Source organism: Arthrobacter sp. AG367, from assembly GCF_007828995.1.
In the GTDB taxonomy this organism is placed as follows: Bacteria; Actinomycetota; Actinomycetes; order Actinomycetales; family Micrococcaceae; genus Arthrobacter.
In genome coordinates this window covers 91,940-114,084 of record NZ_VIVE01000006.1, presented here as the reverse complement: position 1 = coordinate 114,084, position 22,145 = coordinate 91,940, and the positions used below count along the sequence as shown (strand labels likewise).

The 22,145-nt window shown below is 67.9% G+C and carries 18 protein-coding genes; 6 read left to right on the top strand and 12 right to left on the bottom strand.

What is annotated here, in order from left to right:
- Positions 1 to 2,046, top strand: coding sequence for a DUF6807 family protein (locus tag FB478_RS15655; protein WP_144601078.1), 2,046 nt, complete (start codon positions 1 to 3; stop codon positions 2,044 to 2,046).
- Complete coding sequence (locus tag FB478_RS15650) at positions 2,043 to 3,155, top strand: Xaa-Pro peptidase family protein (RefSeq protein ID WP_144601077.1); 1,113 nt, start codon at positions 2,043 to 2,045, stop codon at positions 3,153 to 3,155. The genes FB478_RS15655 and FB478_RS15650 overlap by 4 nt, the downstream gene beginning before the upstream one ends.
- 78 nt (positions 3,156 to 3,233) lie before the next feature.
- Here FB478_RS15650 and FB478_RS15645 read toward each other — a convergent pair whose 3' ends face one another.
- Genes FB478_RS15645 through FB478_RS15625 form a run of 5 tightly spaced genes read right to left on the bottom strand, consistent with a single transcriptional unit; the run spans position 3,234 to position 9,116 of the window.
- Complete coding sequence (locus FB478_RS15645; RefSeq protein ID WP_144601076.1) at positions 3,234 to 4,685, bottom strand: aldehyde dehydrogenase (NADP(+)); 1,452 nt, start codon at positions 4,683 to 4,685, stop codon at positions 3,234 to 3,236.
- Positions 4,686 to 4,713: 28 nt separating this feature from the next.
- A complete protein-coding gene (locus tag FB478_RS15640) occupies positions 4,714 to 5,823 on the bottom strand; it encodes a mandelate racemase/muconate lactonizing enzyme family protein (RefSeq protein ID WP_144601075.1) in 1,110 nt (369 codons plus the stop codon).
- Positions 5,823 to 6,728 (bottom strand): 5-dehydro-4-deoxyglucarate dehydratase, encoded by a 906-nt coding sequence (locus FB478_RS15635; RefSeq protein ID WP_056392616.1) that lies wholly within the window; start codon positions 6,726 to 6,728, stop codon positions 5,823 to 5,825. Before FB478_RS15635 ends, FB478_RS15640 begins: the two co-directional genes overlap by 1 nt.
- Positions 6,725 to 7,690, bottom strand: a complete 966-nt coding sequence (locus FB478_RS15630) for an NAD(P)-dependent oxidoreductase (RefSeq protein WP_144601074.1) — start codon at positions 7,688 to 7,690, stop codon at positions 6,725 to 6,727. The genes FB478_RS15635 and FB478_RS15630 overlap by 4 nt, the downstream gene beginning before the upstream one ends.
- Before the next feature lie 10 nt (positions 7,691 to 7,700).
- The gene (locus FB478_RS15625; RefSeq protein WP_144601073.1) at positions 7,701 to 9,116 is read right to left on the bottom strand and encodes a Gfo/Idh/MocA family protein; all 1,416 of its coding nucleotides are present in this window, start codon (positions 9,114 to 9,116) and stop codon (positions 7,701 to 7,703) included.
- A gap of 360 nt (positions 9,117 to 9,476) precedes the next feature.
- Between FB478_RS15625 and FB478_RS15620 the strand changes: the two genes are divergently transcribed.
- Positions 9,477 to 10,511, top strand: coding sequence for a LacI family DNA-binding transcriptional regulator (locus FB478_RS15620; protein WP_018768938.1), 1,035 nt, complete (start codon positions 9,477 to 9,479; stop codon positions 10,509 to 10,511).
- Between the two features lie 25 nt (positions 10,512 to 10,536).
- Here the strand turns inward: FB478_RS15620 and FB478_RS15615 are convergent, their stop codons facing one another.
- Positions 10,537 to 11,229: a FadR/GntR family transcriptional regulator gene (locus tag FB478_RS15615; protein ID WP_026265711.1), complete on the bottom strand. Its 693-nt coding sequence runs from the start codon at positions 11,227 to 11,229 to the stop codon at positions 10,537 to 10,539.
- A gap of 66 nt (positions 11,230 to 11,295) precedes the next feature.
- Between FB478_RS15615 and FB478_RS15610 the strand changes: the two genes are divergently transcribed.
- A complete protein-coding gene (locus FB478_RS15610; protein WP_144601072.1) occupies positions 11,296 to 12,633 on the top strand; it encodes an alpha-hydroxy acid oxidase in 1,338 nt (445 codons plus the stop codon).
- Positions 12,634 to 12,662: 29 nt separating this feature from the next.
- On the opposite strand, the gene FB478_RS15605 is transcribed toward FB478_RS15610, so the two are convergent.
- Positions 12,663 to 13,307, bottom strand: coding sequence for a helix-turn-helix transcriptional regulator (locus FB478_RS15605; protein ID WP_018768941.1), 645 nt, complete (start codon positions 13,305 to 13,307; stop codon positions 12,663 to 12,665).
- A gap of 60 nt (positions 13,308 to 13,367) precedes the next feature.
- On the bottom strand, positions 13,368 to 14,579 hold the full coding sequence (locus FB478_RS15600; protein ID WP_144601071.1) for an acetoin utilization protein AcuC: 1,212 nt from the start codon (positions 14,577 to 14,579) through the stop codon (positions 13,368 to 13,370).
- 104 nt (positions 14,580 to 14,683) lie between these two features.
- Here FB478_RS15600 and FB478_RS15595 point away from each other — a divergent pair, with 104 nt between their 5' ends.
- Entirely contained in the window at positions 14,684 to 16,117 is a 1,434-nt protein-coding gene (locus FB478_RS15595; protein WP_144601070.1) for a TrkH family potassium uptake protein, read from the top strand.
- Positions 16,110 to 16,796, top strand: coding sequence for a TrkA family potassium uptake protein (locus FB478_RS15590; RefSeq protein WP_026265713.1), 687 nt, complete (start codon positions 16,110 to 16,112; stop codon positions 16,794 to 16,796). Before FB478_RS15595 ends, FB478_RS15590 begins: the two co-directional genes overlap by 8 nt.
- On the opposite strand, the gene proC is transcribed toward FB478_RS15590, so the two are convergent.
- From proC to topA, 4 genes are all read right to left on the bottom strand, one after another.
- Positions 16,793 to 17,626 carry a pyrroline-5-carboxylate reductase gene (gene proC, locus FB478_RS15585; protein WP_018768945.1) on the bottom strand — a complete coding sequence of 278 codons (834 nt, stop codon included), beginning with the start codon at positions 17,624 to 17,626 and terminating at the stop codon, positions 16,793 to 16,795. The two genes, FB478_RS15590 and proC, sit on opposite strands and share 4 nt — an antisense overlap.
- Positions 17,627 to 17,861: 235 nt before the next feature.
- A complete protein-coding gene (locus tag FB478_RS15580) occupies positions 17,862 to 18,851 on the bottom strand; it encodes a Ppx/GppA phosphatase family protein (protein WP_018768946.1) in 990 nt (329 codons plus the stop codon).
- Between the two features lie 7 nt (positions 18,852 to 18,858).
- Positions 18,859 to 19,278 (bottom strand): SseB family protein, encoded by a 420-nt coding sequence (locus FB478_RS15575; protein WP_144601069.1) that lies wholly within the window; start codon positions 19,276 to 19,278, stop codon positions 18,859 to 18,861.
- Positions 19,279 to 19,329: 51 nt separating this feature from the next.
- Complete coding sequence (gene topA / locus FB478_RS15570; protein WP_144601068.1) at positions 19,330 to 22,056, bottom strand: type I DNA topoisomerase; 2,727 nt, start codon at positions 22,054 to 22,056, stop codon at positions 19,330 to 19,332.
- Positions 22,057 to 22,145: the final 89 nt, after the last annotated feature.

Genomic DNA, 22,145 nt, shown 5'->3' with positions numbered 1-22,145 from the left:
GTGACCACACAGCATTCGGCGGAATCCACACACCGGCAGCCCCCGTCCACAGACCTCCCCAGGGTGGCCCTGGTGGGCGTGCACGGCTTCGGCGAGCGGCACCTTGCCAACCTGGCCCGCCTTGAACAGGCAGGCGCCCTTGAACTGGTGGCCGTCGCCGATCCCAACCCGCCGCAGCCCGGCAGCCTGGCCGGTTCGGTGGCTGTGTACCCGGACATGGACGGGCTGCTGGCCGCCCAGCCGGGCGTCGACGTCGTCATCATTGCCACCCCCATCCAGACCCATGCTCCCCTGGCCCTCGCCGCCCTGTCAGCGGGCAAGGACGTGTATGTGGAAAAGCCGCCGGTAGCATCCCTCGCCCAGTTCCAGGACGTGCTGGCAGCCGCCGGGAAAGCGGGCCGCCTGGTCCAGGTCGGCTTCCAGAGCCTGGGATCGCACGCCCTGCCCGCCATCAGGGACCTGGTGGCCGCCGGGGACATCGGCACCGTCCTGGGCATCAGCGCCACCGGCCAGTGGCTCCGGACCACGGCATACTTCAAGCGCTCGCGCTGGGCCGGGAAGCGCAGCCTCGACGGCGTGGACGTGGTGGACGGCGTGGCCACCAATGCCCTGGCTCACGCAGTGGCCACCGCCCTGCATCTGGCCGGGGCACACACCCTGGCGGACATTGCCTCCGTGGAAACGGACCTGTACCGGGCCAACCAGACCGAAAGCGACGACACCTCCGTGCTGCGCGTCCGCACTTCCCAGGGAACCACGCTGCTGTGCGCCCTCACGCTCTGCGCCCCGGAACAGCTGGACCCCACCGTGACCGTGCACGGAACCCTGGGTGACATCACCCTTTCCTACACCAGCGATGAGGTGGTCATCACCACGCCCGACGGCGAGCGCCGGGAGACCTACGCGCGGACGGACCTGCTGGAGAACCTGCTCGAGGCCCGGGCCACGGGGGCTCCCCTGCTCTGCGCCCTTGAGGACACCGGCGCGTTCACTGCCGTCCTGGAGGCCATCCGCACCTCTCCGGCACCGGCCCCGATCGACGCCCGGTACGTCTCCTGGGAGGGCGGGGGCGACGACGCCCACCCCGTGGTCCCGGGCATCACCGACCTGATGGCCCGCGCCGTCAAGGCGCAGGCAACCTTCGCCGAACTCGGCGTCCCCTGGGCCCGCCCGCTTCCGCCGGTCCGGACGCTGACCGTTGGGGGCCGACCGGTGGCGGACTACCAGGACGGCAGCCATATCCGGGCAGTATCCTCCCCGCGCCCCTACCTGCACCCGGTGCGCACCCTCAACGGCACCGTGGTGACGGACCACCAGCCGCTGGACCACGTGTGGCACCTGGGGGTTGGGGTGGCGCTGCAGGACGTGGACGGGGTGAATTTCTGGGGCGGCCGCACCTATACCCGGGAAGCCGGGCAGTACGTCTGGCGTCCTGACCATGGCAGCATCGTCCGCACCGCCACCACGGCGGCGCAGGCCGACGCCGGCGAAGGGCGTGCGGGCAAGCTCCAGGAAACCCTGGACTGGAACGGGCCCGACGGTGCCCCCATCCTAGTGGAGGAGCGCTCCTGGGCGTGGTCCGGCGTCGCGCCCTCCATCTGGCGGCTGTCCCTCGACTTCGCGCTGTCCCCCGCCGGTGACAAGCCGGTCAGCCTGGGCAGCCCGGGATCGAACGGACGCTTCGAGGGCGGTTACGGTGGCTTCTTCTGGCGCCTGCCCCCTTGCGGTGACGTCGCGGTCTGGACGCCCGCCGGTTCCGGCGAGGCGGAGACCCACGGAAGCGTCACGCCCTGGCTCGCCTGGTCAGGAAAGTTCGACGGCGGGCCCGCCACCCTGGTGTTCGTCGCACCGGAAGGGTCCACGGATCCCTGGTTTGTCCGGGTGGACGGCTACCCCGGAGTGGGCCAGTCCCTGGCATGGGACGCCCCCGTGACGGCCCGGCCGGGCAGTCCCGTGCGGCGGCGCGTCACCGTCTTTGTGGCCGACGGAATCCTGTCCACAACCGACATCGAAGATTTGACCAACCAGCAGGGGGAGCCGTCATGAGCCAAACAACAACATCAGCCGTTTCCGGGCGGGAGGCGCGGGTGGCTCCCGGCTCCAGGACGGACCGGGCCATCAAGCGCCAGCGTGTCCAGGACATTCTCGACGCCGCCGGGCATGACTCCGTGCTTCTCACCACGAACACCGCTCTGACGTGGTACCTGGACGGCAGCCGCGTCCACATCAGCCTGGCCGGCGATCCCATCGCCGCCCTGCTGGTGGACCGGGACGGCGACCACCTGGTCACGTTCAACAACGAAGCCGGCAGGATCGCGGCCGAGGAGCTTCCCGGCGGCGTCAACCTGCACACCGTGCCCTGGTACGGGAACCTGCACCAGGCCGCGGCCGCCGTCGGAAACGGCTCCCGGCCGCTGGCGGAAGCGGACGTCTCTTCGCAGCTGCGGGCCGCCCGCCAGCGGCTCCTTCCCGCTGAAAGCGCCCGCTATTCCACCCTCAGCGCGGAACTGGCCGCCATGATGACCGATGTCCTGTCTGCCGCCCGCCCCGACACCACGGAATTCGAGCTGGTTTCGGCCCTGGCGGGCCGGGTGGTGGCCGCCGGCGCGGAGCCGCTGGTCCTGCTGTGCAACGGCAGCTCCCGCACCACCTTCCGGCACCCGTTGGCCACGCACTCCCCCCTCGGCAGGCGTGCCATGGCCGTCGTGTGCGCCCGCCGCGACGGCCTGGTTGCCAACATCACCCGCTGGATCAGGTTCGACGCCGGCACCCCGGAAGAGCGCGACGCCGAGGCGCGCATCGCGGCAGTGGAAGCGGATGTTTTTGACGCCACCGTCCCGGGAGTCGGGCTGGACAGGATTTTCGCCGAGATCCAGGCATCCTACGTGCGGCACGGTTTCGGGGCGGACCAGTGGGAGCAGCACCACCAGGGTGGTCCGGCCGGCTACGCGGGCCGTGACCCGCGGGTGACATCCGAAGCCACCGACACTGTGGTGCTGGACCAGGCCTTCACTTGGAACCCTTCCGGCCCCGGCGTCAAGATCGAAGACACGGTACAGCTCACGGAATCCGGACTTCGAGTGCTCACCGTGGACCCGCGCTGGCCTGTGGCCACCGTGAATGGGCTGGACCGGCCGGTGACGCTGCAGCTGTAAGGCGCTTCTGCAGGCATCACGTAAGCCCCGGGACCTTGCGGTCCCGGGGCTTAGTTGATGGTCCTGCCGGCCCTTGGCTTACGGAAGCTGCAGTTCACCGTCCACGCGGCGCGGGATGCCCAGGGGGTTGTCCTCACGCAGTGCCGGGTGCAGCGCTGCCTCCGGGGCGTCCTGGTAGGCCACCGGCCGCTGGAACCTGCGGACCGCCGTCGCGCCCACCGAGGTGAACAGTGACGTGGTGGCCGGGTACGGGCCACCGTGCTGCTGGGCCCAGTTGACGGCCACGCCCGTGGGCCAGCCTTCGAACAGGACGCGTCCTGCAAGTCCGGACAGCTGCTCCACCAGGCCTGCGATGTCCTCACCGGGCTGGGCGTGCAGGGTGCCGGTCAGGCTCCCCGGGACCTTGGCCAGGACGGCGGACAGTTCGTCCTGGCCCGTGTATTCGATGAGGATGGTGGTGGGGCCGAAGCACTCCTCCAGCAGCTGCTCCGGGCGTTCCAGCACCTTGGCGGCGGTGGTGGAGAAGACCACCGGAGCGGCGCCGTTGGCGGCCGCGTCCTGGTCCACTGTGCCGCTGACCACCTCCACGCCGTCGACTGACGCGAAGGCGCGCAACCCGTCCGGGTAGGCTTCCGCGATCCGGCTGGTGAGCATGCCCAGGGCCGGCTTGTCCTTGCTGGCCTCCGCCACGGCCCCGGCAAACTGCGTCCCCGCGGGGATGAACACCAGGCCCGGCTTGGTGCAGAACTGGCCCGCCCCAAGGGTGAAGGAGCCTGCCAGTCCGGCGGCGAGTTCCGCGGAGCGTTCCTCCAGTGCCGCCGCGGTGATGACCACGGGGTTCAGGCTCCCCAGTTCCCCGTAGAACGGGATGGGGTCGGGGCGGGAGGTGGCAAGGTCGAACAGGGCCCGGCCGCCGGGGATGGACCCGGTGAAGCCCACGGCCTTGATGGCGGGGTCCTGGACCAGGGCTGTTCCCACTTCACGGCCGTGGACCAGGGCGAACAGGCCGTCCGGTGCACCCGCGCCGCGAAGCGCCTCCGCCACGATCTCCGCCGTGCGTTCGGACAGCCGCAGGTGGCCTGAGTGTGCCTTGACGATGACCGGGCACCCGACGGCGAGGGCCGAGGCGGTGTCACCGCCTGCCACGGAGAAGGCAAACGGGAAATTGGAGGCGGAAAAGACGGCAACAGGGCCGATGGGCTTGAGGATCCTGCGGAGGTCAGGCCTGGGCGGGGTGGCAGCGGGATCCGCGTGGTCGATGATGGCTTCAAGATAGGAACCCTCGGTGATCACCCGGGCGAACAGGCGCAGCTGGCCGGTGGTGCGGGCCACCTCCCCCGTGAGCCGCGGGGCACCCAGGCTGGTCTCGGCGTCCGCGATGTCCACCAGTTCAGCAGCATTGGCGTCCAGGGCGTCAGCCACCGCGTTCAGCCAGCCGGCGCGCTCTGCGTCAGGGGCTGCGGCCGAGATCCTGGCTGCTGCTGTGGCCGCAGCGGTGAGCTCTGTCAGGGAAAGCGTTGCAGTTGTCACGTCAGGTACCTGTTCGTCGTATGGAAGTTCATGGCTGCGGGGTTTCCCGGAAGCGGAAGCCCAGTCCGGGCCGGTCCGCCAGGGCCACCCTGCTGTTGGCGAACCGCACCGGCGACGGGCCGGCCAGGATCCCCAACTGTTCGAAGGATGCCTCCTCGACGTCCTCCACCATGGTGGGCTCCGCCAGGGTCAGGGCCAGCTGCCCGGACAGTTCGGGCAGCAGGTGCGGCATGACCTTGATGCTGTTGGTCCGTGCCAGCTCAACGATCCGCCGGAACGGGGTAATGCCGCCCACCCGGATGATGTTGGGCTGGATGATGTCCACCGCCTCCGCCTCTATGAAATCGCGGAACCGGTAGATGGTGTGCAGGTTTTCGCCAAGGGCGATGGGCACGGGCGAGTGCTTCCGGAGCCTGCGGTAGGCCCAGAGATCGTCCGCGCGGATGGGTTCCTCCAGCCATTCCAGCCCGAATTCGGCCAGCACATCGAGGGCCCGGAAGGTGGTGGGCAGGTCCCACCGCTGGTTTGCGTCGATCATGAGCCTGCGGTCCGGGCCCAGGACGGAGCGGACGGCGGCAACGCGTTCGCGGTCCTCGCGGAGGTCCGGTTTGCCCACCTTGATCTTCACTGCCTGGTGGCCGGCGGCAACCCAGCGTTCAGCCTGTGCCACCAGCTCGTCCAGGGTGTAGTGCAGGTTCACGCCGGAGCCGTAAACCTCGGCTGATTCCTGCCGCTGGCCCAGCAGGCCGGTGACCGACGTCCCGGCACGGCGGGCCTGCAGGTCCCACAGCGCCAGGTCCACACCAGCCATGGCGATGGTGGTGAGCCCTCCGCCGCCGGCCTCGTGCAGCCGCTTCCAGAGCACGTCCCACACCCCCTCGGGGGTGGCGGGCAGACCGGCGATGAAAGGGGCGATGTCGTGATCAAGCAGCGCCTTGACTGCCTGGGGACCGATGGTGGGCGTCCAGGAGAAACCAAAGCCCGTGCCGCCGTCGTCCGTGTGAACCTCCGTGGCGATCACGTGGTTCTCCGGCGCCTCTGCGCCCCAGCTGCGGCGCAGCGGAACGGTGAGGAGCCGCGTCGACAGGCCGGTGATGCGCGGAACGGTACGGACGGCTTCGGCCGCCGGTGCGCCCATCAGTGCCCGGCCAGCTCGTAACCCTTGGCCAGGATGGCCTTGAGCTCCACGAGCTGTTCCTCCGTGGGGTCCACCAGCGGCGGGCGGACGGAACCCACCGGCATTCCGCCCAGCCGGAGGCCCGCCTTGATCAGGGAAACGCCGAAGCCGGGGGTCTGGTCCCGCAGGCGTACCAGGGGTGCGTAGAAACCCTCAAGGAGGGCGTTGCGCCGTTCCTCGTCTCCGGCAGCGTAGGCGTCATAGTAGGCCTTGGCGATCTCCGGGGCCATGGCGAAAGCCGCCGAGGAGTACAGCGGGATGCCCAGACCGCGGTACGCGCCCTGCGTCAGTTCGGCGGTGAGCAGGCCGTTGAAGAAGGCGAAGTCCTTGCGGCCCGTTGCCTTGACCGCGGACACGATTTCCTGGGCGAGGCCCACGTCGCCAAGACCATCCTTGAAACCGATGACCTTGGGGTTGGCGGCGAGCTTGGCCATTGACGCCGCGGTGAATTTGGCGTTGCCGCGGTGGTACACGATGACCGGCAGGCTGCTGGCGTTGGCCACGGCCTCGATGTAGGCCACCAGCCCGTCCGCGGGGCCGGTGACCAGGTACGGCGGAAGCACCAGCAGCGCGTCGGCGCCTGCTTCCTCGGCAGCCCGGGCGGCTGCGAGGGCGTGGCCCAGGGGTCCGCCCGCACCGGCCACCACAGGGACTCGTCCGGCAACGACCTCGACGGCGGCCGCCACCACGGTGCGGACCTCCCCGATGCTGAGGGCGTGGAATTCGCCGGTGCCGCAGGCGGGGAAGACGCCGCCCGGGCCGAAAGGCAGCCGGGAGCTGATGTGTTCCTTGAGCAGTTCCACGTCAACGGCACCTTCGGCCGTGAACGGGGTGACGGGGAAGAACAGTACGCCGTCAAATTTCATGATGTCTCCTTGCCTCCGGCGCTGGCGGTAACCAGCGTGGAAGCCTCGTCGTTGAGGGTTGGGTGGGACTTGAGTTCTGTGCGCCAGCTGCGCTTCGGCTCCCAGCCGAGCAGTTCCCGGGCCTTGGCAATGGAGAACGCCGGGTTGGTTCCGGTGAGGCCGGCGCTGAGCGCTTCGCTTCCCGGCAGGAATTTTGGCATCAGCTCCGCCAGGGGCGCGGTGGCCAGTGCGTCGGCTGCCCCTACGAAGAAGGTTTCCCCGTTCGGAATGTCTGCCATTTTCTGCAGCAGCAGGTCCAGGAAATCAGCCACATCCCGGGCGTCCACGTAGTTGAACAGCGCCGGAGCGGAGAGGGCGGGGTCGGCCAGGCGTTCGGCGAGCGTGTGCCCCTGCTGGGTGGGGGCACCGTCCCATTCCTCCGGCGAGATGACAAAGCAGGGACGAAACGCCGCGTACCGGATCTTCTCTCCCTGCGCCGTGGCGAACATCTGCATGGTCTGCTCGGCGATGAGCTTGGACAGCGCGTAGGCGTTCCAGGGCTTGGGCGGCGTGCGCTCGTCCAACGGGAACGACGGCGGCAGCCACCCCGCCGGGCATCCGTAGCCCAGGACCGTGGGGCTGCTGGCGGTGACGATTTTGCCAACGCCCAGTTCCGTTGCGGCGCTGATGACCGCGAAGGCGAGCCGGGTGTTGGTGGCGAAAATGACGTCCTCGGGTGCGCTGAACGGTACCGCGATCGCCGCAAGGTGGATGACGGCGTCGGGCCTTGCATCCCGAAGGAGGCGCAGTGCCTCGCCCGGCGCCAGGAGGTCCGCGGTCTCCTGGACGACGCCGGCCGGCAGGAGCCCTGCGGGGACGGCGTCACGGTCAACCGAGACCACCTCATGGCCCGCCTGGGCCAGCCCCGCCACCACGCTGCGGCCAAGGCGGCCCGCGCCGCCGGTCACGAATATCCTGCTCATGGTTTTTCCTCTACTTGGCGCGGCGAAGATCGACGCCGAGGTCCAGGTCCTCGACCCGGACGGGCAGGGACGATTCCAGGGAGCGGTTGCCTGCGATGCCCACGGACACTGAACGCAGGCCGTCCAGGTAACCGGAGGGACGGCCCAGGGGGTCCTCGCCCGGTCCGTTGAAGAGGTCCGACAGCAGCAGTTCGTCACCGCCGCCGTGCCCGCCTTCGCCGTTGACGATCGGCACCTCGTAGGCGGCCTCCCAGTGGCGCTGGACCACCAGCCGCTCGCCGTTGCGGCGCACGGCGTCCTCTTCCTCCACCGGGGTTGCGGAAGGGTCCACGACGGTTTTCTGGTCGGTGCTGTGCAGGACGGCGGCGCGTTCCACCACTTCAAGCTCCGCCCGGCCCTCGGTGCCGTTGACCGCCACCCGGTAGCCTTCCCAGGGGCTGTGCGCGTTCAGCGAGTAGCTCAGGCGCGGCCCACCCTGGTACTCCACCACCAGGGCCAGGTTGTCCTCAATGGTGATGCCGGCGGTGAAGACATCCTGGTCGCGGCGGTAGCGGTCGTAGTGTTCGTTGTCCAGGAACAGTGCCTTGAGCCGCTCGTCCTCGCGCAGGTCCAGCGCGAAGGGGTCCTTCGCGCCGGCGGGGGCATCGGCGTCGGGCGTTCCCCGTTCCGGGCGTGGGCCAAGGCCGCGCTCGGCAGCGTTCTTGTCGCCATAGAACTTCAGGCCACCGGAAGCGAAGACCCGCTCCGGGACGTCGTCGATCCACCAGTTGACCAAGTCAAAGTGGTGCGACGCCTTGTGGATGAGCAGCCCGCCGGAGTTCTTCTTCTCACGGTGCCAGCGGCGGAAGTAGTCCGCGCCGTGGACGGTGTCCAGGACCCAGCTGAAGTCGACGGACGTGACTTTGCCGATCACGCCGCTCTGGATGATTTCCTTGAGCGCGCTGTTGCGGGGCGAGTAGCGGTAGTTGAACGTGACCACCACGTTCCGGCCGGTTTCCTGGACGGCCTGGGTGATGCGGCGGCAGCCTTCGGCATCGATGGTCAGTGGCTTTTCGACCACGACATCCGCTCCGGCACGAAGACCCTCAACAATATAGTCCGCATGGGTGTAGTCCGGGGTGGTGACAATAATCCGGTCGATGCCGTTGGCCTGGATAAACGCTGTCAGGTCCGCGGGATCAAAGGACGCCACCGGTCCCGGCGCGCCCAGTTCCTGGATGAGCTTCTGGTAAAACTCCACACGTCCGGGATTCACGTCGGAGAACGCCACCAGTTCGGCGGTATCGGCGTGCTTGCCGAAGATGGCCCGGATGTACATCTCGGAGCGGCCACCGGTGCCGATCAGGGCGATGCGGGTCTTCCCGCCGTCCTTGGCAGTGGCCTGCGCGGCAGCTGCGGCCGACGTCGTCTCGGCTGTGTTGACCATGGGGGTCCCTTTCGAAAGCTCATTAAACGGCCGTGGGAACGGCGGCTGTGGATCAGCGGCGGCACTCTGCTGCCCCCGTTGGAAAAGCAGGCGAGAAAGCGTTTTCTCGGTTGTCTATAAAAGTTGTACCAACCCCGTGGGGCATTCGTCAACCATTTCCCGCGCTGAGGGAAAGCGCTTTCTTCGCTCCCGGCGCAGGACATCTGCCGGCGGTCCGGGAAAACGGCTGGGAAAAGCATAGAAATCGCTTTCCTGCGCCCGTATATGCTGTCTTTCAAAGCAGGTTGCCATCACGGCCGGCCGCCCGGGCACCAACCGGTCGCGGCAGCTCCGGCGGATGGCGCAAACGAAGGGTTGCCCATGGCCAGGAAATCGGCAAGCGGCAGGATCGGCATCGCAGATGTCGCCGTGAAGGCGGGAGTCTCCCATGCCACCGTTTCGCGTGTCATGAACGGAAACTTCACCGTGGACCCGGACATTGCCGCCAGGGTCCGTGCAGCGGCCGCCGAACTGAAGTACCAGCCCAATCCCGTGGGCCGCAGCCTGGCCCTGGGCAAGACGGACACCATCGGCATTGTGGTGCCGGACCTGGCCAACCCCACCTTCCAGGCGATCCTCCGCGGCCTGAGCCGGGCAGCCGCCCAGGACGGTTACCGCGTGCTCATCGCGGACTCATTCGAAGTGTCCAGCGAGGAGTCCATCCTCGCGGGCGAGGCGCGCCGGCGCTGCGACGGGCTGGTCCTGTGCGCCCCGCGCATGTCCGATGCGGAACTGGAGGAGATCGCACCCTCGCTGCACCCGCTGGTGCTGATCAACCGCACCACCTCCACGCCGAACGTGCCCAGCCTGGTGGTGGACTACGGCCAGGGCGTCCAGGACATCGCGGGGCACCTTGTGGAACTGGGCCACACCCGCCTGGCCTTCCTCGCGGGCCCGCCCCGCAGCGCCTCCAATGAGATGCGGCTCAAGGGCCTGGAGGCCTTCAGGGCCGCCCACCCCGAGGTGGAGGTGACCATGCTGGAGGGCGGCTCCGACTTCGACACCGGGCACGAAGCGGTGGATGCCGTCCTGGCGAGCGGGGCCACAGGCATCCTGGCCTTCAATGACCTGGTGGCAATGGGCCTGATGAGCGGACTGCATGAGCGCGGCCTGGACGTCCCCGGGGACATTTCCGTGACCGGCTTCGATGACATCCCCTTCGCCAGGTACACGACGCCGGCCCTCACCACCGGCGCGGTCCCCATCACCGAACTGGGCGAGCAGGCCTGGCACCAGCTCCGGGCGCTGATCCGGAAGGAAGGCAATGCGTCCACGGGCAGCCGCTACCAGCCGCGGCTGGAAGTGCGGGCCAGCACCGGGCCGGCCAAGGCGCCGCGCAGCACGGTCCACGGCTGAGCCTTTCTGTACGCTCCGCCCAGGCTTATCCCGCGCCCAGCCCGGCCTCTTTGTAGAATCCCTCGATGTGGGCCGCCACGAGTTCCGCGGCCCGGGCGCCGTCGCCATTCCTGACCGCAGCGAGGATGGCGTGGTGTTCGGTGCGCAGGCGCGACGCTGTGGCTTCCCAGTCCGGCAAGGTGGCCGTGAGTTCGGCAGCGTAGCCCTGGATGGCTTCCCGGAGCGACCCCATCATGGCACTGACCACCGCATTGCCGGCGGCGTTGGCCAGGGCCAGGTGGAACCGGACATCGAGGGCCAGGAAATCGCTGGCCGAGAGTCCGTCCGGGGCATCCATGGCCGCCAGGAGCGCGGCCGCCCCGTCAAGTTCGGGTGCGTCCTGCGGGGCTTTCGCCGCAGCCCATGACTCCAGCAGGACCCGCGTTTCCACGATGTCCGCCACGGGCAGGTGCTGGGTGGCCACGTGCAGCCGCAGGGCGGAGCCCAACGCCGCGGTGGGGTCCGAAATCACCACCGTCCCGGCTTCCGGCCCGGACCCGACGCCCGCGCGGACCACTCCCATTGCCTCCAGAATCCGGATCGCCTCGCGGACCGATGTGCGGGAGACCTTGAGCTGTTCGGCCAAGGTGCGCTCCGCCGGCAGCCTTCCGCCCACGGCCAACCGGCCGGCCGAGAGTTGGTCCTCGATCCAGGACAGGACCAGCTGATGGGTACGCATAGGCCAATGGTACTTGATGTGGTTGGACCACATCACCTAGAGTGTGGTTGGACCATAGGAGGACCCATGACGCATACCATCCAGCCCAACAACCCTGAGGCGACCCCGGCGCCGGACACCACCGACATCCCCGCAGCGCCGGCACCCGCCCCGGCACCGTCGTCGTCCGCGCTGCCCGCAGCCCTGAAGCGCCGCATTCCCAAGTACTCGGACCTGGCGCCGCTGATGCAGTTCAAGAAGCCGGAGTTCAGCAAGGAGGCGCGGCTGAAGCGGGCCAGCACCATCTGGGAACTCCGCGACATCGCCAAGCGCCGCACCCCCAAGGCGCCTTTCGACTACACCGACGGCGCGGCTGAAGAGGAGATCACGCTCCGCCGCGCCCGCCAGGCCTTCCTGGACATCGAGTTCCGGCCGGGCATCCTGCGGAACGTCTCCGCCATCGACCTCAGTACGGAGATCCTGGGAAAGCCCTCGCGGCTTCCCGTTGGCATCGCACCGACAGGGTTCACCCGGATGATGCAGTCCGAGGGCGAATACGCAGGGTCGCAGGCAGCGGAGGCCGCAGGCATCCCCTACACCCTGTCCACCATGGGCACCGCCTCGATCGAGGACGTCGCCGCTGCCGCACCCAACGGGCGCAACTGGTTCCAGCTGTACCTGTGGACGGACCGGGACCGGTCGCTGGAACTGATCGAGCGCGCAGCCAGGGCGGGCAACGACACCCTCATGGTGACCGTGGACACTGCCGTGGCCGGCGCCCGCCTGCGCGACGTCCGCAACGGCATGACCATCCCGCCGGCGCTCACGGTGAAGACCGTCCTGGATGCCTCCTACCGGCCGGCCTGGTGGTTCAACTTCCTCACCCACGAGCCGCTCACGTTCGCCTCGCTCTCCCGCTACACCGGCACCGTGGCCGATCTCATCAACTCCATGTTCGATCCCACCCTCACGTTCGAGGACCTGGACTGGCTGCGCGAAACCTGGAAGGGCAAGCTGGTGGTCAAGGGCATCCAGACCGTTGAGGACGCCCGCAAGGTAGTGGACCACGGCGCCGACGGCGTGGTCCTGTCCAACCACGGCGGCCGCCAGCTGGACCGGGCCCCCATCCCGTTCCACCTGCTGCCCGGGGTCAAGGAGGCCTTCACGGCGGACAACACCGACGCCGCCATCATCCTGGACACCGGGATCATGAGCGGCGCGGACATCGTGGCCGCCCTGGCCCTGGGCGCGGACTTCACCCTGATCGGCCGCGCCTACCTCTACGGCCTGATGGCCGGCGGACGGGCGGGAGTGGACCGCACCCTGCAGATCCTCGAGAAGGACATGGCGCGGACCATGGCGCTGCTGGGCGTCAGCAGGGTGTCCGAACTCACCCCGGACCACGTGCGCCTGCTTGCCAAGTAGGCTGCGCTGCGCTTACCGCTCCGCGGGGATTACTTCTTGCGGCCGAACTTAGGGAGGTTGGGCAGGTTCGCCAGCAGGTCGGCGGCCTTGGTGGCAGCGCGGCCGACAGTCCTGCCGATCTGCTGGGGCACGCTGTCATCGCTCAACGGGGCGGCCGTCCCGCCGGGAATCACGACGGCGGGGCTCAGCTCGGCGCCTTCGCGCACCAGGACGGGCGCCGGGACTTCCTCCCGGGTCTGCGACGTGCCTGGCCCGGCAGCGCCGGCGGCCCGGGACAGGGAGGGGGCCGCGGCGGCGACGCCTTCGGTCAGGTGGGCAGCGCCCGCTGTGGCACTGCCCGCCTGGGCCGGGACTGCCTGATCCGGGATTTCCTGATGATGGCCACGCGGTGCCGTGGCGGCTTTGGCTCCAGGGCCGACGTCGAACGTCTCCAGCCAGCTGGCGATGCCCTCCAGCGGCCCGCGGTTCAACGCGTAGTACCGCTTCTGGCCTTGGGCCCGCATGCTGACCAGCTGTGCTTCACGAAGGACTTTCAGGTGCTTGGAAATGGTGGGCTGGCTCGCCGCCAGTTCCTCCACCAGCTCCCCCACGGCTTTGTCTCCTGCCCGGAGGGCCACCAGGATATCCCGCCGGGTGGATTCCGCTATGACGGCAAATACGTCGTCTGTCACCATGCCTCCCACCCTAGCGACATATGCCCCGAAAGGCATCAACTATTTCGGCCGCCAGGGAACCTAGTCGAACCAGGGGTCCAGCCCGTGCAGCGGGAACACTGCCTTGCGGGTGGCCATGACAGTGCGGTCCACGGCGTCGTTGGGGTCGAAGCCCACTTCCCAGGACCGCCACCACAGCTCCACGTCATCCCCCATGAGGGCCGGCGCCTCCCTGCCGAACTTCTCCGTCACATACTGCCGCCAGTCCCCGGGCACGGGCGTCCGCAGCGGCACGGGCCGTCCGGCGGCGATGGCCACCAGGTGGCTCCAGGCCCGCGGCACCACGTCCAGCACGTTGTAGCCGCCGCCGCCGGTGGCGATCCACCGGCCACCGCAGTAGCGCTCGGCCAGATGCCCGACGGCGTTTGCTGCCTCCCGCTGCCCGTCCACGCTGAGATTGAGGTGCGTCAGGGGATCGCTGCGGTGTGAATCGCAGCCGTGCTGGCTCACGACCACCTCGGGCTCGAAGGCGCCCACCAGTTGCGGCACCACGGCGTAGAAGGCGCGGAGCCACCCGGCGTCACCGGTGCCCGCAGGCAAGGCTACATTCACTGCGGTTCCTTCTGCCGCCGGGCCGCCGATCTCGTTGGCGAACCCGGTCCCGGGAAAGAGGGTCAGCCCTGTCTCATGCAGCGAGAGGGTGAGGACCCGGGGATCATCCCAGAAGATGTTCTGGGTGCCGTCCCCGTGGTGGGCGTCGACGTCGATGTAGGCCACTTTGCGTACGCCGCCGTCGAGCAGCTTCTGCACCGCAACCGCTGCGTCGTTGTAGATGCAGAATCCGCTGGCACGGTCCCGGGACGCGTGGTGCATGCCGCCGCCGAAGTTGACGGCGTGGACGGCCGACCCCTCCAGCACGCGCGATGCCGCCAGCAGGGAGCCGCCGGCCAGGCGTGCCGCGGCCTCATGCATGCCGGCGAACGCGGGATCGTCCTCAGTTCCCAGCCCCCGGGACTCGTCCGGCCGGGAGGGGTCCGTGCTGACACGGCGGACCGCCGCCACGTATTCCGGCGAGTGAACGGACTGCAGGTCGGCGTCCGAGGCCACCTCCGGCGCCGCGACGTCAACATGGTCCAGGTCGAACAGACCCAGGCTGCGGGCAAGGCGGGCCGTCAGGTCCATCCGCTCCGGCGCCATGGGGTGGCCCGGACCAAAGTTGTAGGCTGTCATGTCAGGACTCCACGCCACCATCGTTGGCGGCGCGGGCTGGCTGAGGCCGGGCAGGTATGTCATCAATCACAGGCTACCCGAGCCCGCACGGCCGCCCACCCGGCCATGACGCGGGCTTTAGTGGTTTACTACTGGGGGAAGCCGTTACAACCGAGGAAAAGCCACACATGACCCAGAGCCAGTCGAGGCCCCGGACGCCGGCCACCTGGCACCCCCCGGCGCAGGAGCGGGAGGGCCTCCGGGTCCTCACGCGGCTGCGCGACTTCATTGACGACATTGCCAACACCACACCCGCACGGCTGGCGCTGACGGCGTTCGCCGCCGTCTGCACGGTGTTCACGTTCCTGCTGTCCCTGCCGGTCTCCTCAGCTGACGGAACCCCCACGCCTATCCACCAGGCGCTGTTCACCGCGGTCTCTGCGGTGTGCGTCACGGGGCTCACGGTGGTGTCGACGGCGGTCCACTGGTCCTTCTTCGGCCAGCTGGTGATCCTGGTGGGCATCTTCATCGGCGGCTTGGGCACCTTGACGCTGGCGTCGTTGCTGGCACTGATGGTGAGCAAGCGGCTGGGTGTCCGGGGCAAGATCATCGCGGCGGAGTCCATGAACAACGCCGGGCGCCTGGGCGAGGTGGGCACCCTGCTGCGGATCGTCATCACCACGTCCGTGGTCATCGAGGGTGTCCTGGCGCTCGCGCTGGTCCCCCGGTTCCTCACCCTGGGTGAGCCCTTCTGGCAGTCGGTGTGGCACGGTATTTTCTATGCCATCTCGTCGTTCAACAACGCCGGCTTCACGCCGCACTCGGACGGGATCGTGCCCTACGAGACGGACCTCTGGATCCTGATCCCCCTCATGCTGGGGGTCTTCATGGGCAGCCTGGGATTCCCCGTGGTGATGGTCCTGCAGCAGAACGGCCTGAACTGGAAGAAGTGGAATCTCCACACCAAGCTCACCATCCAGGTTTCCCTGATCCTCCTGGCGGCAGGGGCGTTCCTGTGGGCGCTGATGGAGTGGGACAACGCCCGGACCATCGGCACCATGAGCGTGGGCGACAAGATCACCCACGCGCTCTTCGCGTCCGTGATGACGCGTTCGGGCGGATTCAACCTGGTGGACCAGAACCAAATGGACTCCACCACCATGCTGCTGACCGATGCCCTGATGTTTGCCGGCGGCGGCTCCGCCTCCACGGCCGGCGGCATCAAGGTGACCACCATCGCCGTCATGTTCCTGGCCATCGTCGCCGAGGCCCGTGGCGACGCCGACGTCAAGGTCTACGGCCGGACCATCCCGCAGGGCAGCATGCGGGTGGCCATCTCTGTGATCGTCGCCGGCGCCACCCTGGTTTCCGTGTCGGCTTTCCTGCTGTTGCACATCAGCGGCCAGTCACTTGACCGTGTGTTGTTCGAAACCATCTCCGCGTTCGCCACGGTGGGACTCAGCACCAACCTCAGCGCGGAGGTGCCGCCCGCCGGCGTCTACGTCCTCACGGCGCTGATGTTCGCGGGCCGCGTGGGTACCGTTACCCTCGCCGCTGCCCTGGCCCTGCGCCAGCGCAGCCAGTTGTACCACTATCCCGAAGAGAGGCCGATCATTGGCTAGTTCCACAGACGCCCCCCGGCGCCCCGCCCACAATGCCCCTGTACTGGTGATCGGGCTGGGCCGCTTCGGATCATCCACGGCTGAACAGCTGGTGAAGCAGGGCCGGGAAGTCCTCGCGATCGAACGGGACCGGAACCTGGTGCAGAAATGGGCGCCCCTCCTGACCCACGTGGTGGAGGCGGACGCCACCAACATCGATGCGCTCCGCCAGCTCGGCGCCCAGGAGTTCAGCTCCGCCGTCGTGGGTGTGGGCACCTCCATCGAATCCTCCGTGCTGATTACCGTCAACCTGGTGGACCTCGGCATCGAGCACCTGTGGGTGAAGGCCATTACGCCCTCCCACGGCAAGATCCTGACCCGCATCGGCGCCAACCACGTGATCTACCCGGAAGCCGACGCCGGTGTCCGCGCCGCGCACCTGGTCTCCGGGCGCATGCTGGACTTCATCGAGTTCGACGACGACTTTGCCATCGTGAAAATGTACCCGCCGCGCGAAACGGTGGGTTTCACCCTGGACGAGTCAAAGGTCCGTTCCAAGTACGGCGTGACCATTGTGGGCGTGAAGTCCCCCGGCGAGGACTTCACCTATGCCCGGCCCGAGACCAAGGTGTCCTCCCGCGACATGCTCATCGTCTCCGGCCACGTGGACCTGCTCGAACGGTTCGCCGCGCGGCCCTAGCCGAGCTGCCTGGTAATCTCCGCTGCCCGGTCGGCTGCCGCGCGGGCACCGGCCGCAATGATGGCCGGGATGCCCTGTTCGTCGAAGGTGGCGATGGCGCGTTCGGTGGTGCCGTTGGGGCTGGTCACGGCTTTGCGCAGCGCTGCCGGGTCCGCTCCGGGCTGGGCGAGCATGAGGCCCGCACCGGCAACCGTTTCGCGCGCCAGCAACAGGGACAACTCCCGGTCCAGGCCCAGTTCCTCCCCGGCGGACGCCATGGCCTCTGCGAGGTAGAAAGCGTAGGCCGGGCCGGACCCGCTGATGGCGGAGAGCGCGTCCACCTGCTCCTCCGGGACCTCCACCACGGTGCCTGCTCCCTGGAGGATGTCCTTGACCTTCTGGAGCTGCCCAGGGCTGCAGTGGGTTCCGGGCGAGACGGACACGACGCCGCGCCCCAGTTTTGCCGGCGTGTTGGGCATGGTCCGGATGACCGGCTGCCCTTCCGGGAGGGCTGCCTCGAGTTGGGCGATCGAGACCGCGGCGGCGACGCTCACCACCACGGTGTCCGGCGAAAGTGCCGGGCTGATCTCCCGGGCAAGGTCCGCGATGCCCACCGGCTTGACGCCAAGGATGACGACGGCGGACCCCTTGGTTGCTTGCCTGTTGTTGTCAGGTTCCTCCTCGCCGGCAATGGCAGTGATCCCCGGGTAGCGCTCGGCCAGCTCGGATGCACGCTCCGCGCGGCGGACCGTGGCCACCACATCCCCGGGATCCGTCCCTGCCTCCAGCAGGCCGCCAAGAATGGCCTCGTTCATGGATCCACAGCCAAGGAATGCGATTCGGTTGCTCATGCCTCCATCATTGCAGGAGGCATGCATTCACAGGCAACTCCCATCTTCACCGCAGGCAGCACACAACTTGCGGTCCTAACGTAGTTATTACCTCATTGAGGGTGCGAGTGATGCGGCAGGCATGGGGATGCCTGCCAGGGCACCGGCGGCGCGGCGACAGGTTTTCCCCCATTTTCCTGTTGCCCGCCCCGGTGCTTCCGCTTTTAACGGCCGCGGCAGCGGGGGCGTTGGGCCCCTAGACCGGTGCTTCCACCGGCCGGGAAGCGGCCACATGCGGTGCCGGCTCCAGCGGACCGGAAAATACCAGCTGGTCCAGGCGCCGGAGGATGAGGCCTTCACGCAGTGCCCAGGGGCAGATGCGGAGCTTCTTGAACTTGAACATCTCAAGGGCGGCTTCGGCCACCAGCGCGCCGGCCAGGAGCTGATGGGCCCGCGCCTCGGAGACGCCGGGAAGGTGCAGCCTGTCCTCCGAGCTCATGGCCGAGATCCGCTGGGTCCAGATCCCCAGGTCCGAGGCGTGCAGTTCCCGTTTGACGTACGGGCCCTCAGCGCTGGGGGCAGCCCCGGCGATTCGGGCCAGGGAGCGGAAGGTCTTGGAGGTGCCGGCCACCACATTGGCCCGGCCCAGGCCGTCGAACCCGCGGACGGCGGGCTTGAGCGTCGCCCTGATATAGCGCCGGAGTTCCTTGACGCTTTTGGCCGATGGCGGATCCTCGGCGAGCCAGTCCCGGGTGAGGCGGCTTGCGCCGAGCGGCACGGACGTAGCCACTTCGGGGAGCTCGTCCTGGCCGAAAGCCATTTCGAAGGAACCGCCGCCGATGTCCAGGTTCAGGATGGGTCCGGCGCCCCACCCGTGCCAGCGCCGCACCGCGAAGAACGTCATGGACGCTTCCTCGCTTCCGGTGAGTTCCTGGAGGGTCACCGTGGTTTCGTGCTTGACCCGGGCCAGCACTGCCGGGCCGTTGGTGGCCTCGCGGATGGCTGACGTACAGAAGGCCAGCAGGTCCTCGGCCTTGTGCCGGGCAGCAAATTCCCACGCTTCCAGCACGAACTCGGTCAGCTCGTGCTGGCCCTCGTCGCTGATGCTGCCGTCCGGCTCCAGGTACTGGACCAGGGACAGCGGCCGCTTGTGGGACGCGAACGGGACCGGCTGCGCACCGGGGTGGGCATCCACCAGGAGCAGATGGACAGTATTGGAACCGATATCGAGGACGCCTAGACGCATGGGGACATTATTGCTCGTCAGCGCGCTTGAAGTCGCGCCTGATGTTGGCCACGCCTTCGGGGTTGATCTCGAAACCATAGGCAGCACCGGGGTTGATCACCATGCCGAGTTCATCGCCAAGGTTGGCGATGATGGCGGCGCCCTGGGTGCCCAGCACGTTGGGTGCAGCTTCCAGGTACTGCTGTTCCACCCGGCTCGGGTGCGAGAACACGGCAAGGACGGGGTCGCCGTCGGCGTTGGCAAGGACCAGGGGCTCCACCTGGGAGTCGATGCCCTCAACGGTGTCCGAGCTGATGATGTAGACCTCGCTGTTCAGGAACGACAGGATGACGTCCACAGGGTTCGCGTCGGGTTGTCCGCCGGTGGCGAGCTTCTCTTCGAGGTCGTTGAGCGGCTGGAGGTCCGTGTGCGCTGGCTGTTCAGTCATACGACTAGCCGATCACGATCCGGTGGCCGGCGCAAACGCGCCGGCCACGGGCTACTTCTTCGCCGTTGCCTTCTTCTTGGCCGGAGCCTTGCGGGTGGTGGTCCGCTTGACCGGACCCTTGGCGCGTTTCTCGGCCAGGAGTTCCACGGCCTGTTCGCGCGTCAGTTCCTCGAGGGACGTGGCCCGCGGAACCGTGATGTTGGTGATCCCGTCGGTGATGTAGGGGCCGAACCGGCCTTCCTTCACCACGATGTTCTTCTCGGACACCGGGTCCGGGCCGAACTCTGCCAGCGGCGGAACCGCGGCGCGGGCGCCCCGCTGCTTGGGCTGGGAGTAGATCTCCAGCGCCTGCTCCAGCGTGATGGTGAAGATTTCCTCTTCCGAGCCGATGGACCGGGAGTCGGTTCCCTTCTTCAGGTACGGGCCGAACCGGCCGTTCTGCACCGTGATGAGGTTGCCCTCGGCGTCCTCGCCCAGGACGCGGGGCAGGCTCATGAGCTGCAGCGCCTCGTCCAGCGTGACCGATTCGACGGTCATGGATTTGAACAGCGAACCGGTGCGCGGCTTGGCCTTGACCGGCTTCTTGGGCGGCTTGGGCTTGCCGTTCTTGTAGTACTCCACCGGCTGCGCCGCAATTTGTTCCTCGGTCATCTCCGGGATGATTTCGGTGACGTAGGCGCCGTAGCGGCCGTTCTTGGCAACAACGGTGTGGCCCGTGTGCGGGTCGGCGCCCAGCACGCGTTCCTCCGGCGCCGCCGTCTCCATCAGTTCGATGGCCTTGGCGGCGGTGAGCTCGTCGGGGGCCAGGTCCTCGGGCACATTGGCGCGCGCCGATTCGACGATTTCGCCGGTCTTCGGGTCCACCACTGCCGCCGAGCTTTCCAGGTAGGGGCCAAACTTGCCCACCCGGAGGGTGATGTCGTCGGTGATGGGGATCGAGTTGATTTCCCGGGCATCGATCTCGCCCAGGTTGTTCACGATGCTCAGCAGGCCGGGGTCGGAGTCCTCGCCGAAGTAGAAGTGCCGCAGCCATGACGCGCCGGCTTCCTGGCCGTTGGCGATCTTGTCCAAATCGCCTTCCATGTCGGCGGTGAACTCGTAGTCCACGTAGTCGGAGAAGTGCTGCTCCAGGAGCCGGATGACCGAGAAGGCGATCCAGCTGGGCACCAGCGCGGAGCCCTGCTTCCGGACGTAGCCGCGGTCCTGGATGGTGGAGATGGTGGAGGCGTAGGTGGACGGGCGGCCGATGCCCTTCTTTTCCAGTTCCGCGGTCAGGGATGCTTCGGTGTAGCGCGGAGGCGGGGAGGTCTCATGGCCCACGGCCTGGATGTCCGCAGCGGTGAGGGAGTCGCCCTTGGCCACGTTGGGCAGGCGGCGCGCTTCGTCGGAGTCGTCGTCGCCGCGCGTCTCGTCCTTGCCTTCCTCGTAGGCGGCGAGGAAGCCGGGGAAGGTAATCACGGTGCCGGAGGCGGAGAATTCCGCGTCCCGCCCGTCGGTGGCCACGGCACCCAGGCGGATGGTCGCCGTCGAACCCTTGGCGTCGCCCATCTGGGAGGCGACGGTGCGCTTCCAGATCAGTTCGTACAAACGGAATTCGTCGCCCGACAGCTGCTTGGCCACCTGGGCCGGGGTGCGGAACGAGTCGCCGGCGGGGCGGATGGCCTCGTGTGCCTCCTGCGCGTTCGCTGCCTTGCCGGTGTACACGCGCGGTGACTGCGGGATGTACTCGGGGCCGTACAGCTCCGAAGCCTGCCGGCGGGCAGCGGTGATGGCTTCGTCACTCAGCGCGGAGGAGTCCGTACGCATATAGGTGATGTAGCCGTTTTCATACAGCCGCTGGGCGATCTGCATGGTGCTCTTGGAGGAGAAGCGCAGCTTCCGGCCCGCCTCCTGCTGCAGCGTGGAGGTGGTGAACGGCGCCGCGGGACGCCGGGTGTACGGCTTGGTGTCAACGGAGCGGACCCGGAACTCCGCATCCTGCAGCCCTGCCGCCAGGGACGTTGCCAGTTCCTCGTTGAGGTGGGCCACGTTCCGGGAAGTGAGTTCGCCGTTGTCGTTGAAATCGCGGCCCGTGGCCACCTTGGCGCCGTCAACGGCGGCAAGCTTGGCCTTAAAGGAGCCGGAGTCGGCACCGAACTGGCCGGTCAGGTCCCAGTAGGAGGCTGCCTTGAAGGCCATGCGTTCGCGTTCACGGTCCACCACCATGCGGGTGACCACGGACTGCACGCGCCCGGCGGACAGTCCCCGCGCCACCTTGCGCCACAGCACGGGGGAGATTTCGTAGCCGTAGAGCCGGTCAAGCACGCGGCGGGTTTCCTGGGCATCCACCAGGTCCTGGTCCACGTCGCGCAGGTTGCCCATGGCGCGCTGGATGGCTTCCTTGGTGATTTCGCCGAACGTCATCCGGTACACCGGGACCTTGGGCTTCAGCACTTCCAGCAGGTGCCACGCGATGGCTTCGCCTTCGCGGTCCCCATCGGTTGCGAGATAGAGTTCGTCGGCGTCCTTGAGCGCAGCCTTGAGCTCGGTCACCTTTTTCTTCTTGTCCGGGGACACCACGTAGTACGGCTTGAAGTCGTGCTCAATGTCCACGGCGAACTTGCCCACCGAGGTCTTCTTCAGCTCGGCAGGGAGTTCGGACGGCTGCGGCAGGTCGCGGATGTGACCAATGGAGGCCTCAACGATGAAGCCCTCGCCGAGGTACTTGGCGATGGTCTTGCTCTTGGCCGGAGACTCCACAATCACGAGTTTCTTGCCGGTTTTGGCCTTGCTTGGCACTGTGCTCCTACAGAAAAAGGTTGCTGGGGCAGATGAGCCCATGTTCGCCTAGTTCACCATATTTTGGGGAATCGTGCGCATTCATGTGG

Bases quoted from the DNA above. Each gene is read 5' to 3' on its own strand.
- FB478_RS15640 (WP_144601075.1), bottom strand. From the start codon at position 5,823: ATGGGCGCACCGGCGGCCGAAGCCGTCCGTACCGTTCCGCGCATCACC.
- FB478_RS15595 (WP_144601070.1), top strand. From the start codon at position 14,684: ATGACCCAGAGCCAGTCGAGGCCCCGGACGCCGGCCACCTGGCACCCC.
- FB478_RS15605 (WP_018768941.1), bottom strand. From the start codon at position 13,307: ATGGTGACAGACGACGTATTTGCCGTCATAGCGGAATCCACCCGGCGG.
- proC (WP_018768945.1), bottom strand. From the start codon at position 17,626: ATGAGCAACCGAATCGCATTCCTTGGCTGTGGATCCATGAACGAGGCC.
- FB478_RS15630 (WP_144601074.1), bottom strand. From the start codon at position 7,690: ATGAGCAGGATATTCGTGACCGGCGGCGCGGGCCGCCTTGGCCGCAGC.
- FB478_RS15650 (WP_144601077.1), top strand. From the start codon at position 2,043: ATGAGCCAAACAACAACATCAGCCGTTTCCGGGCGGGAGGCGCGGGTG.
- FB478_RS15575 (WP_144601069.1), bottom strand. From the start codon at position 19,278: ATGACTGAACAGCCAGCGCACACGGACCTCCAGCCGCTCAACGACCTC.
- FB478_RS15610 (WP_144601072.1), top strand. From the start codon at position 11,296: ATGACGCATACCATCCAGCCCAACAACCCTGAGGCGACCCCGGCGCCG.
- FB478_RS15600 (WP_144601071.1), bottom strand. From the start codon at position 14,579: ATGACATACCTGCCCGGCCTCAGCCAGCCCGCGCCGCCAACGATGGTG.
- FB478_RS15635 (WP_056392616.1), bottom strand. From the start codon at position 6,728: ATGAAATTTGACGGCGTACTGTTCTTCCCCGTCACCCCGTTCACGGCC.
- FB478_RS15615 (WP_026265711.1), bottom strand. From the start codon at position 11,229: ATGCGTACCCATCAGCTGGTCCTGTCCTGGATCGAGGACCAACTCTCG.
- FB478_RS15580 (WP_018768946.1), bottom strand. From the start codon at position 18,851: ATGCGTCTAGGCGTCCTCGATATCGGTTCCAATACTGTCCATCTGCTC.
- FB478_RS15625 (WP_144601073.1), bottom strand. From the start codon at position 9,116: ATGGTCAACACAGCCGAGACGACGTCGGCCGCAGCTGCCGCGCAGGCC.
- FB478_RS15620 (WP_018768938.1), top strand. From the start codon at position 9,477: ATGGCCAGGAAATCGGCAAGCGGCAGGATCGGCATCGCAGATGTCGCC.